At 35.2% G+C, this 17540-nt stretch carries 7 protein-coding genes; 3 read left to right on the forward strand and 4 right to left on the reverse strand.

Going from position 1 to position 17540, the window contains the following annotated elements:
- Positions 1-9 precede the first annotated feature (9 nt).
- Positions 10-918 (reverse strand): PorP/SprF family type IX secretion system membrane protein, encoded by a 909-nt coding sequence (locus LXH21_RS09210; protein WP_239865037.1) that lies wholly within the window; start codon positions 916-918, stop codon positions 10-12.
- A gap of 59 nt (positions 919-977) precedes the next feature.
- A complete protein-coding gene (locus LXH21_RS09215) occupies positions 978-10679 on the reverse strand; it encodes an Ig-like domain-containing protein (protein WP_239865038.1) in 9702 nt (3233 codons plus the stop codon).
- Between the two features lie 734 nt (positions 10680-11413).
- Between LXH21_RS09215 and LXH21_RS09220 the strand changes: the two genes are divergently transcribed.
- Genes LXH21_RS09220 through LXH21_RS09230 form a run of 3 tightly spaced genes read left to right on the forward strand, consistent with a single transcriptional unit; the run spans position 11414 to position 14871 of the window.
- Entirely contained in the window at positions 11414-11917 is a 504-nt protein-coding gene (locus tag LXH21_RS09220) for a SixA phosphatase family protein (protein ID WP_239865039.1), read from the forward strand.
- Positions 11904-13976, forward strand: a complete 2073-nt coding sequence (gene ppk1 / locus LXH21_RS09225) for a polyphosphate kinase 1 (protein ID WP_239865040.1) — start codon at positions 11904-11906, stop codon at positions 13974-13976. Before LXH21_RS09220 ends, ppk1 begins: the two co-directional genes overlap by 14 nt.
- A gap of 4 nt (positions 13977-13980) precedes the next feature.
- Positions 13981-14871: a Ppx/GppA phosphatase family protein gene (locus LXH21_RS09230; protein WP_239865041.1), complete on the forward strand. Its 891-nt coding sequence runs from the start codon at positions 13981-13983 to the stop codon at positions 14869-14871.
- Between the two features lie 195 nt (positions 14872-15066).
- Here the strand turns inward: LXH21_RS09230 and LXH21_RS09235 are convergent, their stop codons facing one another.
- Positions 15067-16884 (reverse strand): BamA/TamA family outer membrane protein, encoded by a 1818-nt coding sequence (locus LXH21_RS09235; RefSeq protein WP_239865043.1) that lies wholly within the window; start codon positions 16882-16884, stop codon positions 15067-15069.
- A 119-nt stretch (positions 16885-17003) separates the two neighbouring features.
- Positions 17004-17534 (reverse strand): mechanosensitive ion channel domain-containing protein, encoded by a 531-nt coding sequence (locus LXH21_RS09240; RefSeq protein ID WP_239865045.1) that lies wholly within the window; start codon positions 17532-17534, stop codon positions 17004-17006.
- Between the last annotated feature and the right edge of the window lie 6 nt (positions 17535-17540).

Genomic DNA, 17540 nt, shown 5'->3' on the forward strand with positions numbered 1-17540 from the left:
AGCGGCTTTTTAGAAGAATCTTGGAGTAGTAATTTTGTCATTGTTTTTGAATATCTCGTAGCGAAAGAAAATCTCGTGAGATCCAGAGTTATAATTTTTTAGATTAGTTGTTTCTCTGTCATATCCATATCCAATATACATTGCATCAGAAATTTGAAATCCTACCATAGCACTCAAAGCAGCACTCCATCTGTAAGATGCTCCTAATGTTAACTTATCAAATAACATAAAGTTGCTTGATATATCTACTTGTAGTGGACTACCCGCAATCATTTTGGTCAATACTGCTGGTTTAAATTTTAAAGTACTACTTAAATCGAAGATGTAACCTCCTATTAAATAATAGGTCATTTTTTCTTTTGAGATAGCAACTTCATTATCATCATATCTATTCGTCTCTATAAAATTTGGAACAGAAAGACCAACATATGCCTTGTCGGAATGGTAATAAATACCTGCTCCGATGTTAGGATTAAACTTGGTTACATTTTGCAAAGTAGGGTCGTCAGCATCAACTGGGTTAAGTTTTGTACTATTTAAATCGAATAAGTTTGCAGTTGCTTTCAAACCGAATGAAAGTTTGAAACTTTCAGATGTCGGAATGGTATAAGATAAATCTCCAGAAATTGTATTCTCTGTAGTAGGACCAATTTTATCGTTGATGATAGATACACCTAATCCTAATCTGCTATTATTTAAAGGAGTGTTTACCGATACAGCATTGGTAACAGGAGCACCATCTAAACCGACCCATTGTGTACGATGCAAAGCGAATACGCTCAATGCACCGCGTGAACCTGCGTAAGCGGGATTAATGTTAATTGTGTTATACATATACTGCGTGAACTGTGAATCTTGCTGAGCAAAACTTACTGTTGCTGTAAACATCAAAACGAAAGTTACTATTCTTGTCTTCATTTATTCTATTTTTAATCCTGAGGATTTTCATCCTCAGGAGTTAGATTTGGGTTTTATTATTATCTAGCTAGGTATAAATACCCATCTATTGTATTGTTGATAGAATTATTAAGTCCATCTAAAGACGTATAATTCAAGATGTAGAAATATGTTCCAGCTGGCAATCCTTCAGATTTACTAATTGTAGTTCTTCCTTCAGAGAAACCTTTAAATGCATTTGTTGCATTGTCGTATCCTTTTGTTTCATATACCAATACTCCCCAACGGTTGTAAATCTCAATACTATTAGTAGGGTAGCATAAAGTATCTTCAATATTATCAATTATGAAAACTTCATTTTTATTATCTCCATTTGGCGATATAGCATTATGAATATCAACAGCTGTAATACTACGACAACCTTCTACAATATTTGCTTCAACAACTTCAGTATCCGATGCACTAATTGGTTTGTTGTCTGGTGTAAATCCATTTGCAAAAGCGACATTGATAACTTCAAGATTTAATCTATCTTGTTGAGTTATAATATAATCTACGTTGTACTCTTGGTAGGTTCCAGGTGCTAAGGTAGGAATTGTTTCGTTTAATCCAGTCAATGGATCTGTTACAACAATGTTGTATAACGATACACTACCTATATTTTGCACTTGGATAGTGTAATTTATAACATCACCTACAGAACTGTAAAACGGAGTGTTTGCTACTTTAACTACTGCCAATGCTGCACTTTGTGGCAAAGGTGTTACTGTATTAGTATTGTTATTTACCGTTGTACCAGAAATATCTTGTACATCTGTTCCTTTCGGATCTTGACCAACTGCCAGAGCTGTATTAATAACTTTTCCAGCATCTATGTCTGCTTGAGTTAATATGTAAGTCCCTTTTATTGTATTATTAGAATTACCTACTAATAGAATATTTATTGGAGAACCAGTCAAGTTTGGTAGTAATGGATCGGTAACAATTACATTAGTTAAAGTCACATTTCCAGTATTTGTAACTGTGAAACTGTATTCTATTGTTTCACCAACTTGTGCAAATCCATCTTTATTTGAATCAATAAATAAACCAGTTTTAACAAGAGCTATAGCGCCTTGTTGATCTAATTCGGTTATCGTGCAATCCAAACAAGTAGGATCAACAGGACAAGTAGTACAAGGTGTTGGATCAGTAGAAGTAGCCGTTGTTGGGTTCCCTTTAGGATCAGTACCTGTTACGGTTGCTAAGTTGTAAACAATACCTTTATTAATATCGTCTTGTGTCAATGTATGCGTTGCAGTAAATGTCGTATTGTCAACAGCACCTACAGCCAAAGTCGCGATAGGACCACCGATTACAGTTGCATTATCATCTGTTACCGTTACGTTTGTCAAAGTCACATTACCTGTATTTTTCACTACGAAAGTATAAGTAATAAGATCCCCGATGTTTGTAACTCCGTCAGCATTTGTGTCTTGGTACATACCATCTTTTGTAATTGAGATAGCCGCTTTTTGATCCAATGGAGTCATTGTACAATCAATACATTCAGGATCAACTGGACAAGTCGTACAAGGAGTCGGATCAGTAGAGGTAGCCGTTGTTGGGTTCCCTTTAGGATCAGTACCTGTTACTGTTGCTAAGTTGTAAACAATACCTTTATTGATATCGTCTTGTGTCAATGTGTGGGTAGCAGTAAATGTAGTTGTATCTGTTGCACCTACAGTCAATGTCGCGATAGGACCACCGATTACAGTTGCATTATCATCTGTTACCGTTACGTTTGTCAAAGTCACATTACCTGTATTTTTCACTACGAAAGTATAAGTAATAAGATCTCCGATGTTTGTAACTCCGTCAGCATTTGTGTCTTGGTAAGTACCATCTTTTGTAATTGAGATAGCTCCTTTTTGTTCCAATGGAGTCATTGTACAATCCAAACAAATAGGATCAACTGGACAAGTAGTACAAGGCGTTGGATCAGTAGAGGTAGCCGTAACTGAAGGACCGACAGGAGGAGTACCAGTTGCTAAGGCTAAATTGTAAACTACACCTTTATTAATATCATCTTGTGTTATTGAGTATGCAGCAGTAAAAGTTGAGTTATCAGTTTGTCCAATTGCTAAATCAATTGGACCTCCAGTTACAGCAACTTTGTCATCTGTTACTTTTACGTTTGTTAATATAGAACCACCTGTGTTTTTAACAATAAATGTGTAGTTGATTAAATCGCCAATATTTGTTATTCCATCATTATTAGCATCGCTGTAAGTACCGTCTTTTGTTATTGAAATTGAAGGAGCATAAACAGGTATAGTTACAAACGCAAAATCACAATTTGCACTATTTAAAATTTCACAAATTTGGTATTTGATGATATAATTACCGGCAATTGTACCAGCAGGAACGGAAACGTTTCCAGTGCTAATATCGATTGTCGGTACTGGAGCATTTGTACTAGCTGGAATTGCAGGTGTAAGTATTGAGATTTTTACTTCATTTATATTGGTTGGAAGACCATTTAAAGTATCTGGTGTGTTATCAGAAGTAGGATTACTACTTAATACATTTCCAATATTACTATTTCCTACAATACCACTTGCTGAAGCGAAGGTATCATCTAAAGCATCAATACTTGCTGATCCTACAGGAACAGAGACAGTTGCTGTCGAACATGAACAACTTGTAGTTGTACCACAAATCTTGTAAGTTAAGCTGTAATTACCTGTTGGAGTTCCAGCGGCAACCATTACGTTGTTCCCAGAAAGAGTAATATTCGGATTAGTTGAAGATACGAAAGTTACAATTACTTGGTTACTTGTAACTGGTTGATCGTCTAATGTATCATTTTTTAAGACATTAGCATAAGAAGTTCCTCCTATAGAGCCGTTAACTTCGCTTCCAATATCGTTATTTGCTTGAAGTAATGGATCAACAGTTATTGTTACAGTTCCTGTTTGAGTTTGTGAACATATTGATGAACTAGCGTCAGTTACATTTACTAAAGAGTAAACAAATTGTCCTGCAACAGTAGTAGGTGCGTCAATTGTTACAGAATTTCCAATAGTTGTTGTTACTGATTGATTACTTCCATTTCCTATCTTGTAAACAAATGTGTAAGGAGCTGTTCCATTTGAACCAGTAAAAGTCACCTTTGGAGAAATTACATCTTTACAAACTGTAGTAGTACCTGAGATAGTTGCTTTAGGTAAAAGATTTACTGTTACAGTAACAACTTTTCCAGCGTTAGCAGCATTTTCACAAGTTGCCGTTCCAGTTACCGTTACATAATAAGAAGTAGTTGCCGTTAAAGCAGTCGTAGTAAATGTAGCACCTGTGTAAACTAAGTTTTTCAAAGCAGCATCTGAATACCATCTGAAAGCAGCACCAGCGATCGTACTCGTTGCACTTAATGCAGCAGTTTCACCTGTACATATTGTTTTGTCAGCAGCAGTAATGTCCGAAGCAGATGCTTTAGGATTTACTGTTACGGTAACCACTTTTCCAGCGTTAGCAGCATTTTCACAAACTGCCGTTCCTGTTACTGTTACGTAGTACGAAGTAGTTGCTGTTAAAGCAGGCGTAATAAAGTTAGCACCAGTAAACACTAAGTTCGTCAAAGCAGCATCTGAATACCATCTGAAAGTTGCACCAGTGATGGTGCTTGATGCAGTCAATGCAGCCGTTTCACCTGTACATATTGTTTTGTTAGCAGCAGTAATGTCTGAAGCAGAAGCTTTAGGATTTACTGTTACCGTAACCACTTTTCCAGAATTAGTAGCGTTTTCACACGTTGCCGATCCAGTTACTGTTACATAATAAGAAGTAGTTGTCGTTAAAGCAGTCGTAGTAAATGTAGCACCTGTGTAAACTAAGTTCGTCAAAGCAGCATCTGAATACCATTTGAAAACGGCACCAGCGATACCGCTAGTTGCAGATAATGCAGCCGTTTCACCTGTACATATTGTTTTGTTAGCGGCGGTAATGTCCGAAGCAGAAGCTTTAGGGTTCACTGTTACAGTAACTACTTTTCCAGCGTTAGCAGTATTTTCACAAACTGAAGTTCCAGTTACCGTTACGTAATAAGAAGTCGTTGCTGTTAGAGTAGGCGTAGTAAAGTTAGCACCAGTAAACACTAAGTTCGTCAAAGCAGCGTTTGAATACCATTTGAAAGTGGCACCAGCGATTGTGCTCGTTGCAGATAATGCAGCGGTTTCACCTGTACATATTGTTTTGTTAGCAGCAGTAATGTCTGAAGCAGATGCTTTAGGATTTACTGTTACCGTAACCACTTTTCCAGAATTAGCAGCGTTTTCACAAGTTGCAGTTCCAGTTACCGTTACGTAATAAGAAGTCGTTGCTGTTAGAGTAGGCGTAGTAAAGTTAGCACCCGTATACACTAATGTAGTCAAAGCAGCATTTGAATACCATTTGAAAGTTGCACCAGCGATTGTGCTCGTTGCAGATAATGCAGCCGTTTCACCTGTACATATTGTTTTGTTAGCAGCGGTAATGTCCGAAGCAGTAGCTTTAGGATTTACTGTTACCGTAACCACTTTTCCAGAATTAGCAGCGTTTTCACAAGTTGCAGTTCCAGTTACCGTTACGTAATAAGAAGTAGTTGCCGTTAAAGCAGTAGTAGTAAATGTAGCACCTGTGTAAACTAAGTTTTTTAAAGCAGCATCTGAATACCATCTGAAAGTTGCACCAGCGATCGTACTCGTTGCAGTTAATGCAGCAGTTTCACCTGTACATATTGTTTTGTCAGCAGCAGTAATGTCCGAAGCAGATGCTTTAGGATTTACTGTTACAGTAACTACTTTTCCAGAATTAGCAGCATTTTCACAAGTTGCCGTTCCACTCACTGTTACATAATAAGAAGTAGTTGCTGTTAAAGCAGGAGTAGTGAAATTAGCACCCGTATACACTAATGTAGTCAAAGCAGCATTTGAATACCATTTGAAAGTTGCACCAGCGATTGTGCTCGTTGCAGATAATGCAGCCGTTTCACCTGTACATATTGTTTTGTCAGCAGCAGTAATGTCCGATGCAGATGCTTTAGGATTTACTGTTACCGTAACCACTTTTCCAGAATTAGCAGCGTTTTCACAAGTAGCCGTTCCAGTTACCGTTACATAATAAGAAGTCGTTGCTGTTAAAGCAGGCGTAGTAAAGTTGGCTCCCGTATACACTACTGTAGTCAAAGCAGCATTTGAATACCATTTGAAAGTTGCACCAGCGATTGTGCTCGTTGCAGATAATGCAGCCGTTTCACCTGTACATATTGTTTTGTTAGCAGCAGTAATGTCCGAAGCAGATGCTTTAGGATTTACTGTTACAGTAACTACTTTTCCAGCATTAGCAGCATTTTCACAAACTGCCGTTCCTGTTACTGTTACATAATAAGAAGTAGTTGTCGTTAAAGCAGTCGTAGTAAATGTAGCACCTGTGTAAACTAAGTTCGTCAAAGCAGCATTTGAATACCATTTGAAAGTTGCACCAGCGATTGTGCTCGTTGCAGATAATGCAGCCGTTTCACCTGTACATATTGTTTTGTCAGCAGCAGTAATGTCCGAAGCAGATGCTTTAGGGTTCACTATTACAGTAACTACTTTTCCAGCGTTAGCGGTATTTTCACAAACTGAAGTTCCAGTTACTGTTACGTAATAAGAAGTAGTTGCTGTTAGAGTAGGCGTAGTAAAGTTAGCACCCGTATACACTAATGTAGTCAAAGCAGCATTTGAATACCATTTGAAAGTTGCACCAGCGATTGTGCTCGTTGCAGATAATGCAGCCGTTTCACCTGTACATATTGTTTTGTCAGCAGCAGTAATGTCCGAAGCAGAAGCTTTAGGGTTCACTGTTACAGTAACTACTTTTCCAGCGTTAGCAGTATTTTCACAAACTGAAGTTCCAGTTACCGTTACGTAATAAGAAGTCGTTGCTGTTAGAGTAGGCGTAGTAAAGTTAGCACCAGTAAACACTAAGTTCGTCAAAGCAGCGTTTGAATACCATTTGAAAGTGGCACCAGCGATTGTGCTCGTTGCAGATAATGCAGCGGTTTCACCTGTACATATTGTTTTGTTAGCAGCAGTAATGTCTGAAGCAGATGCTTTAGGATTTACTGTTACCGTAACCACTTTAGCATTGTTAGCAGCGTTTTCACAAGTTGATGTTCCAGTTACTGTTACGTAATAAGAAGTCGTTGCTGTTAGAGTAGGCGTAGTAAAGTTAGCACCCGTATACACTAATGTAGTCAAAGCAGCATTAGAATACCATTTGAAAGTTGCACCAGCGATTGTGCTCGTTGCAGATAATGCAGCCGTTTCACCTGTACATATTGTTTTGTCAGCAGCAGTAATGTCCGAAGCAGAAGCTTTAGGATTTACTGTTACCGTAACCACTTTAGCATTGTTAGCAGCGTTTTCACAAGTTGATGTTCCAGTTACTGTTACGTAATAAGAAGTCGTTGCTGTTAGAGTAGGCGTAGTAAAGTTAGCACCCGTATACACTAATGTAGTCAAAGCAGCATTAGAATACCATTTAAAAATTGCACCAGCGATTGTGCTCGTTGCAGATAATGCAGCCGTTTCACCTGTACATATTGTTTTGTCAGCAGCAGTAATGTCCGAAGCAGATGCTTTAGGGTTCACTGTTACAGTAACTACTTTTCCAGCGTTAGCAGTATTTTCACAAACTGAAGTTCCAGTTACCGTTACGTAATAAGAAGTCGTTGCTGTTAGAGTAGGAGTAGTAAAGTTGGCACCTGTGTAAACTAAGTTTTTCAAAGCAGCATCTGAATACCATCTGAAAGTTGCACCAGCGATTGTGCTCGTTGCAGATAATGCAGCCGTTTCACCTGTACATATTGTTTTGTTAGCAGCGGTAATGTCCGAAGCAGATGCTTTAGGATTTACTGTTACCGTAACAATTTTTCCAGAATTAGCAGAGTTTTCACAAGTTGCAGTTCCAGTTACCGTTACGTAATAAGAAGTCGTTGCTGTTAGAGTAGGCGTAGTAAAGTTAGCACCCGTATACACTAATGTAGTCAAAGCAGCATTTGAATACCATTTGAAAGTTGCACCAGCGATTGTGCTCGTTGCAGTCAATGCAGCCGTTTCACCTGTACATATTGTTTTGTTAGCAGCAGTAATGTCCGAAGCAGACGCTTTAGGATTTACTGTTACAGTAACTACTTTTCCAGCGTTAGCATCGTTTTCACAAGTTGCCGTACCACTCACTGTTACATAATAAGAAGTAGTTGCTGTTAGAGCAGGTGTAGTAAAGTTAGCACCTGTATTCACTAATGTAGTCAAAGCAGCATTTGAATACCATTTGAAAGTTGCACCAACGATCGTGCTCGTTGCAGATAACGCAGCCGTTTCACCTGTACATATTGTTTTGTTAGCAGCAGTAATGTCCGAAGCAGAAGCTTTAGGATTTACTGTTACCGTAACTACTTTAGCAGTGGTAGCAGCGTTCTCACAAATAGATGTTCCCGCTACAGTCACATAGTAGGAAGTAGTTGCCGTTAAAGCAGGTGTAGTAAAGTTAGCACCTGTATTCACTAATGTAGTCAAAGCAGCATTTGAATACCATTTGAAAGTTGCACCAGCGATTGTGCTCGTTGCAGATAATGCAGCCGTTTCACCTGTACATATTGTTTTGTCAGCAGCAGTAATGTCCGAAGCAGAAGCTTTAGGGTTCACTGTTACCGTAACCACTTTTCCAGAATTAGCAGCGTTTTCACAAGTTGCAGTTCCAGTTACCGTTACGTAATAAGAAGTCGTTGCTGTTAGAGTAGGCGTAGTAAAGTTAGCACCCGTATACACTAATGTAGTCAAAGCAGCATTTGAATACCATTTGAAAGTTGCACCAGCGATTGTGCTCGTTGCAGATAATGCAGCCGTTTCACCTGTACATATTGTTTTGTCAGCAGCAGTAATGTCCGAAGCAGATGCTTTAGGGTTCACTATTACAGTAACTACTTTTCCAGCGTTAGCGGTATTTTCACAAACTGAAGTTCCAGTTACCGTTACGTAATAAGAAGTCGTTGCTGTTAGAGTAGGAGTAGTAAAGTTAGCACCCGTATTTACTAAAGTAGTCAAAGCAGCATTTGAATACCATTTGAAAGTTGCACCAGCGATTGTGCTCGTTGCAGATAAAGCAGCCATTTCACCTGTACATATTGTTTTGTTAGCAGCAGTAATGTCCGAAGCAGATGCTTTAGGATTTACTGTTACCGTAACCACTTTAGCATTGTTAGCAGCGTTTTCACAAGTTGCCGTTCCAGTTACTGTTACATAATAAGAAGTAGTTGCCGTTAAAGCAGGCGTAGTAAATGAAGCACTAGAAGATAATAATGTAGTCTGGGCAGCATCTGAATACCATTTAAAAGTTGCTCCAGCAATACTACTCGTTGCAGTTACCGTAGCTTTTTCAGTAGTACATATTGTTTGATTAGCAGTAGTAATATCCGAAGCAGATGCTTTTGGATTGACTGTTACAGTTGCATTACCTGACTGTGGATTTATACAACTGTTAGAACTTCCATCTCCAACACTTATCAGTGTATAAACAAATTGATTTGCTGTAGAAGTTGGTGCCGACACTGAAACAGAATTTCCACTTGTTGTAGTTACTTTTTGTTCACTTCCATTATTGATTTTATAGGTGAAAGTATAAGGTGCATTTCCGCCAGTAGCTGTAAATGTGATTTTGGTTGCTGTGGCATCTTTACATAATGTTGTAGTTCCTTCAATTGTCGCAGTAGGCTTGTAAGTAATCGTTATTGTAGCTGAATCTGAAAGTAATGTTGTATCGTAAATTTTATATGTGATAGGAGTAGGATTACCGGTGAAAGCAGCCAAAGGAGTAAAGGTTACAATTCCACTATTATTTACTGTCCACGTTCCTTGATTTGCTACGACATATGTTTTGTCAATTACAGCTGTAGAAGGAATTAAATCTACTGATGATTTGTCTATATTATTATTTAGATCAGTATCATTTATGGTAACATCAATACTAGCAGCTGATTTAAGTGTATTACAAAAGCTAAAATCATTGTTTGCGTTGGGCGCAACAGGTACATTAAATACTACTTCACCAAAACTAATTGAACTTTGTCTATTACCTGCTGTTCCGTTATTTACTGAATTACTACCAAGTCTAAATTTAACGGAGCTAAGATTTTTAAAATATACAACAGCAATATATTCTGTATCATTAAGATTGATAAGATTAGCAGATTGGTTCGGGCCCTGGAATCTAGTATACGGAGTTCCGGGAGTTACAGTTATTAAGGTATTTGACTCAAGAAAGTAACTCTCATTGTTGGGTCGAGCTACATCAAAAAATTCGGTTCCATCTACGTCCAATGCTTCTAGAGGAAATGACTCCAATTCCACTTCTAATTGTCCAGCAGTACCGTATGTTCCTGCTTTAAAAAAAGCAAACTCAAATTCGACATAACCACCAGATCTAGTAGATTTGATTTCAGGCTGAAATCTATTTATAAGCCCTCCATTTGTCGGATTATCTATGGTGATAATAGTTGCATTTACAATATCTACAACCGTAACTACAGCGTCTACTCCGACACCACTGGTAGTAGTTACATCTTTATATAAATATTTAGCGCCTTTTGTTTTATCGGTGCCAATTATCTCAGATGGATTTGAAAAAATTGGAATCTGCGCTATTGCACTATTACTAATTAAAAATAATAATGTAATAAAAACTGATTTGATAAAATTGTTTAGAGGTAGTTTTTGTTTCATTTGGAAATACTTAGTTTAATCTAGCTATTGAGTTTGTTTTTGTAAGTAAAAGTTGGTTGAGAGTAAGAAATAATGAGTTTTTATTAAAATTTCGACAAAATTATTTGATAAAAATCCATTTAACTAACTTTCAAAATAACTTAAAAATTATAATTGGTAAGTAAAACTTTTCGAAGAGAAAATTTTATTCGAAAAAAATAATAATAAGCAACTTGAGGTCGAATTTGTCACTCTATCATTTTGAAGATTTTGCATGTTTTACTTTTTAATTTATAATGAATACATTTTTAGTAATTCTAAATAATATATTGCTTTATTAGTAAGAATTATCATTTACTATATTTTTGAATTTACATAATTATGATAATATGTTTCAAATTTAAGCTATATAAAGGTTATTACTACAATTTATACTTTGAACAACACAAAAACTCGTTCAAATACTAAAATTCCGTTAAAATAAACAGATCTCAATCTTAATTATTACTTATAAAGAGCTTATCGAGGCTCAATATTCTGTCCATATAAGGTGTTTTAAACCATTTTGACATTTAAAATAATCGATTAAAAGTAATTAAATCCGTTGAAATAACAAATTTATCTAATAATTATTTTATTTGATGCTATTTACCCAACGTTAAATCGTAAATAAATTACTGTTATAACTATAAAGTATTGAGTTGCACATTAAATAAAAATTGTATCTTTCTCTTTCTGAATTTAATCAAATCAATATGAAAAATTTAATATTAATACGACATGGTAAATCCAATTGGGATGTTCCGTTTAAAGATATAGATAGACCTTTGGATAAAAGAGGAATGCAAGATGCACATCTAGTTTCTTCTAACATCGCCGATGCTATTCCTAAAACCTATATTTTATGGAGCAGTACAGCAAAAAGAGCTGCAGATACCGCCTTGATTTTTAGTCAAAATTTATTGGCGCCTATAGATAGTATTGTATTTAAGCCAGATTTATACACATTTGATGACAATCAACTCGAAAAAATCATTAAATCTTGTGATGATTCATTTGAAAGTTTAATTCTTTTTGGCCATAATGGTGCAATTACAGATTTTGTTAATAAATTTGGTGATGTGTTTATAGATAATGTTCCTACTACTGGATTTGTGTCACTGCAATTTGATACTGATTGTTGGAAAAAAATCAATAACGGCCGAACAAAAAAAATAATAACTCCAAAAGATTTAAAAAAAGAAAGTGTTAGTAAATAGATATATAGATAGAGAAAAAAGCTGGTTGACATTTAATGCTAGAGTATTGCAAGAAGCTGCAGATAAGTCTGTGCCTCTACTGGAAAGATTGCGCTTTTTGGGAATTTTTTCAAATAATTTAGATGAATTTTTTAGAGTTCGATTTGCTGCTATTCGTAGGTTAAGCAATTCAGGGAAAACTGGTGAAAAAATTCTCGGTGGTATTTCGGCTCAACAATTAATAAAAGATATCAACGAAATCGTAATTCGCCATCAAACGGAAAGTTTGAGTATTTTTAAAGAAATTGAAACAGAACTTGAAGTTAAGGGGGTCTCTATTATCACCGAAGACGAGATTTCTGATGCACAAGAGGTATTTTTGAAAGACTTCTTTATTCAAAAATTGAGTCCCGAATTGGTTACCATCATTTTAAATGACTTAGCTGAATTTCCTTTATTGAAAGATAATATGGGTTATTTGGCAATAAAACTTGTGATGAATAGCCAAGAAGTTCGTTATGCAATAATCGAAATTCCAAAGACTATTAATCGTTTTCTAGTACTTCCTTCTGATAATGAAAAACAATATGTCATCTTGATTGATGATGTCATTCGTCATAATTTAAAAAGTATTTTCAACATTTTTGATTATCAAAGTGTATCAGCACACATGATCAAAATTAGTCGCGATGCACAGTTAGAAATTGATAGCGATCTCAGTAAAAGTATGCTTGAAAAAATTTCGACAAGTGTAAAAGACCGAAGAATAGGAGAGCCTGTTCGATTTATTTATGACCAAACTATAGGTCGAGATACCCTTTTGTTTTTCTTAGAAAAAATGAAAATCGTATCGACAGATAGTATTATTCCTGGTGGTAGATATCATAATCGTAGGGATTACATGGACTTCCCAAGTTTGGGTAGAAATGATTTGTTGTATAAAACAAACCCGCCATTACCCATTCCTGGTTTAAGTTTGGAAGGTAGTTTATTACAAAAGATAAGTGATAAGGATTATTTAGTAAATGCTCCTTATCAATCGTTTTCTTATATCACTCGGTTTTTAAGAGAGGCAGCATTAGACCCGAAGGTGACTTCGATAAAAATCACGCTATATCGATTGGCTAAGAATTCTCAAATTATTAGTTCGCTTATAAATGCAGCAAAAAATGGTAAGAAAGTTACCGTTCAAATTGAATTACAAGCACGATTTGATGAAGCATCAAATATTTCCTATGCGGAGCAAATGCAAACAGAAGGAATCAATTTAATATTTGGAATAAAAGGTCTTAAAGTACACAGTAAAATATGTGTTATTGAGCGTACAGAAAAGGAAAAGACTAAGAGATATGGTTTTATTTCGACAGGAAATTTTAATGAGTCTACTGCAAAAGTATATACCGATGTGACCTTATTAACAAGTCATCAGCAAATCTTGAAGGATATCAGTAAAATTTTCGAATTTTTTGATATCAATTATAGAGTACATCGCTACAAGCATCTAATCGTTTCGCCACATTATACGCGTTCTCGATTTTACAAGCTAATTGATAGGGAGATTCTTCATGCACTTGCAGGTAGAAAAGCGTACATTAAATTGAAAATGAATAGCTTATCTGATTACGCTATAATTGACAAATTGTATGCTGCTAGTAAGGCTGGCGTAAGAATACAATTGGAAGTAAGGGGTATTTGTTCACTGATACCAGGTGTAAAGGGACTGAGTGAAAACATAGAAGCAATTAGTATAGTTGATAATTACTTAGAGCATTCTCGAATTTATATTTTTGGCAATGCTGGTTTGCCAGATGTCTTTATATCATCGGCCGATTTTATGAGTCGAAATCTGGATGGTAGAGTAGAAGTAACTTGTCCAATTTATGATGAAGATATTAAGAGAGAATTAATTGATAATTTTGATTTGGGTTGGAAAGGGAATGTAAAAGCACGCTACCATTCTGATAAACTAGATAATAAATATCGAGAGAGAAACGAAGCTCCGATTTTTAGAGCACAATTAGAAACCTATAAGTATTACCAAAACAAATTGCATTTACAAGGTAAAACGGAACAAAAATAAATAGATGATTACATTAAAAAAATATGCTGCGATTGATATTGGTTCTAATGCCATGCGTCTTTTAGTAGTCAATATAGTAGAACAAGAAGGAAAAGAACCGCAATTTAATAAGAGTGCTTTAGTTCGTGTACCTATTCGTTTAGGACAAGATGCCTTTACAGTAGGGGAGATTTCTGAAGAAAATATTTTAAGAATGTGCGATGCCATGAAAGCTTTCTATTTGTTAATGAAAGTGCATAAGGTGGAATCTTATCGTGCATTTGCAACCTCTGCAATGAGAGAAGCTTATAATGGTAAAGAAGTGGCTGCATTAATAAAGAAAAAGGCAGATTTAAAAATCGAAATTATTGATGGTAAGAAAGAAGCTGCAATCATAGCGTCTACTGATCTAATGCATTTATTAGAAAAAGACCAAAACTACTTGTTTGTAGATGTAGGTGGTGGAAGTACTGAATTTACACTTTTTTCGAACGGGAAGATTATGAATTCAAGATCATTCAAAGCAGGTACTGTAAGACTCTTAAATAATATGGTTTGTGATGTTGTTTGGAGTGAGATCGAAAAATGGATCAAAACAAATACTGCAGATTTTGATGATATTGCATTAATAGGATCAGGAGGAAACATCAATAAATTATTTAAGATGTCTGGTAAAACGCAAGAAAAACCATTGTCATATATGTACATGAACTCGCAATACACATTTTTAAACTCTTTAACCTATGAACAGCGTATTTCTGAATTAGGACTGAATCCCGATAGGGCCGATGTAATTATACCTGCAGTTCGTATTTATCTGAATGCTATGAAGTGGAGTGGTGCTAGACAAATATATGTTCCAAAGATTGGTTTGTCTGATGGTATCGTTAAGGCTATGTACTTTGGTAATATTTAATGAACACAATCATAAAAAAATAAGGGCTATTTCTTAACTTGAAATAGCCCTTATTTTTTTTCAATAATAAAATCGATAAGACAATTAATATAATTGCTCCAAACGATAAATACAATCCGTTTGGCTTACTTCAGTTTAAATTAGTTTGAATGCTTTTTTAAAATACTTAAAATAAATTATTAAAATTTTAGATTTTTACTGATATAAAACTGTTTTAGGTTTTGCCAACTCAAAATTTTGAAAGCCAAAATCAGTAGTTTCTATTGCATTTGTTTTAAACAAATGATCACCTTCAAAAGGTATTGTAGGGTAATACGATATAGAAATTTGAAAAGAGCTAAATACAAGAAAGTCATTACTAATGATGGCTCCCACACCCACTTTTGAATACACCTTTTTACTCGCCATATTATTTTTCACGCTTCCTAACATCGCTATAGAGTAATTAAAATAAGGATTTAGACGAAAGCCCCAAATGTTTTTTGGCGAATAGGTTTGCGTTTGAAATGTCAATAAAAATTTGTCTGATCCATAAATGGGACTGTTAAAACCTCTTAAACCACTTTCTTCATTAATAGTCAAGTAATCGGCATTAGAATCCTTTCTATTGTTACCAAGTAGCATAACTGGTTTTATAAACTGTCTTATTTTCCATTTTCCTATTTCTAGTAAATTTGTGAAGTAATTAAACTGCAAAGAAAATGCGGTTTGTTCTGTATTAGAATGATTGAAATAGGTACCCATTTCAATATTTGTACTTAAATAGCCCCATTTGTAATATTTACCCAATGCAAATTGGCCACCTAAGTACGGCCTCCAAACATCATTTTTATGCTGGTAGCCAGCAGTTAATCCATAAATTCTACCGATAGGTACATCTTCGGTTACTCCATAATTAAAAATGTAATTGTCTTTGATAAATCGTCGGGTATTGGCTCCAATTCCTAGTAAGATTAATTTTTCATCATTATAAAAATCAATTGGGTCAAACGATTCATTTGGCTTTTCGGAATAATTAATATTTAGATATCGTGCCGCTATAATTAAGTTTGAACTTTTGTTGTTTACTGTATCTCTAACAAAAACAGGAAAAGCTTTACCTACCCAAAAATCATGTGTACTATATTTAAAATTTTGCTTTTGATATTGAGAATCTATATTTTGCAAGGAATCTTTTCGAAATAGCTGTCCTACATATATTCCACCTGCCCATTTGGCCAAGGGGGAATAAAAGGGTCGTTCGATTGAAATTCCTTTACTATAATAGTCATCCAGATCGGTAGTGTATTTGAAAACCGTGTTGACAAAACTATTTCTAATATTCGGTATCGTGTAGCTAATATCGTGTGCATCCTTGCCATCTGAAAATCTATTGGTAAAACGATAATCAAATTGCTGTCCCGTTCCGAAAAAGTTACGTTCTTTAAGACCAACTTTTACTTTGGAGCTAGACATTTGAAATTCTGGTACCGTCGTCCACGAATCTAAAACACGTACATTTACATCTATAGAATCTTTACCAATTAATTGTTCTGTTATTGTTACACGATTTGCAAAACGTTGTGCACGTATAAGACGTTCAGACTCATCGATGGCAATGTCACTGTAAGGCGTATTTCTTTTAAATAATAGTACATTTTTGATAGCAAATGTCTTTGACTTTAAGTGCCAACTATTACCTACGCGTTGTTCCCACTTTTTGGGTGTTTTGAGAGAATCACTATCTGAATATCCGAAAGGATCAAGGGTTGTGATATTAATTTTTCTGATGATCTTACCATTATACCTTTTCGTATTTTTGATCACTTCACTTTTTGGTTTCTGTGGTTCAGATTCTACGGGTTCAAATATTATTTTATGTAAGAACTTGGTGAATTTTCTCTTTTTAGAATATAATTGAATTTTTGTATACATGTCGATACTGTCCTTTTCTGTTTTCGTAGTTTGAGCATTCGAAAACGAAAAAAGCAATAAAAAGATGATGGGGATAATTGTTTTTTGACTCTGGAGCATTCTATTTAAAATTGCTAAATAAAATCATACTGGTAATGATTTTTACTGTACTAGCTATTTTTTAAAGGTACAAATTTTATGGAAAGAAATATAAGGAACAGAAGTTTTAAGAATAGTACTTAATCTACAAATTCTTTATCATCGAAATGATGCTTTAAAATGGAAATCCCTTTTTGAAAAATAAGATTGTTAGGGTAAACGATTATTTCACCTTCTCTTGTTTTCAGTGCGATGTGGAAAGCTTTTATGTCTTCAATTTCTGCGACTATTGGGAAGTCTTTATCGTGAATTTTTATTACATCTCCAATCTTAAAAGGAAATGAAAAAAACAAGATAATTCCAGCAGTAATATTACTCAAGATAGACCATTGCGCGACCATTGCAACTCCAACAACAGTAGTAATAGATGATATTGCAATAATGATATCTCGGGCTTCAACACCCCAAATTAAAATCAAAGCCAAAACAGCTACTATATTGATTAATAAATCTAAATATTTGATAACCAAATTAGTTCTATGTTCTATTCTATGGGTTGCTTTTGCAAATTTACGTACTGCCAAAGAAACGATGATTCTTGAGACAATTACAGAAACGATAACAATGCCTGTAGATAAAACTTCTTGTGTTGTGAAATCAAATTTGTACATAGTAAT

Origin of the sequence: Flavobacterium algicola (assembly GCF_022399565.1) — a bacterium.
Lineage (GTDB): Bacteria > Bacteroidota > Bacteroidia > Flavobacteriales > Flavobacteriaceae > Flavobacterium > Flavobacterium algicola.

Excerpts from the sequence above, each read along its gene's own strand:
- LXH21_RS09210 (WP_239865037.1), bottom strand. The coding sequence starts at position 918 with ATGAAGACAAGAATAGTAACTTTCGTTTTGATGTTTACAGCAACAGTA.
- LXH21_RS09215 (WP_239865038.1), bottom strand. The coding sequence starts at position 10,679 with ATGAAACAAAAACTACCTCTAAACAATTTTATCAAATCAGTTTTTATT.
- LXH21_RS09220 (WP_239865039.1), top strand. The coding sequence starts at position 11,414 with ATGAAAAATTTAATATTAATACGACATGGTAAATCCAATTGGGATGTT.
- LXH21_RS09230 (WP_239865041.1), top strand. The coding sequence starts at position 13,981 with ATGATTACATTAAAAAAATATGCTGCGATTGATATTGGTTCTAATGCC.
- LXH21_RS09235 (WP_239865043.1), bottom strand. The coding sequence starts at position 16,884 with ATGCTCCAGAGTCAAAAAACAATTATCCCCATCATCTTTTTATTGCTT.
- LXH21_RS09240 (WP_239865045.1), bottom strand. The coding sequence starts at position 17,534 with ATGTACAAATTTGATTTCACAACACAAGAAGTTTTATCTACAGGCATT.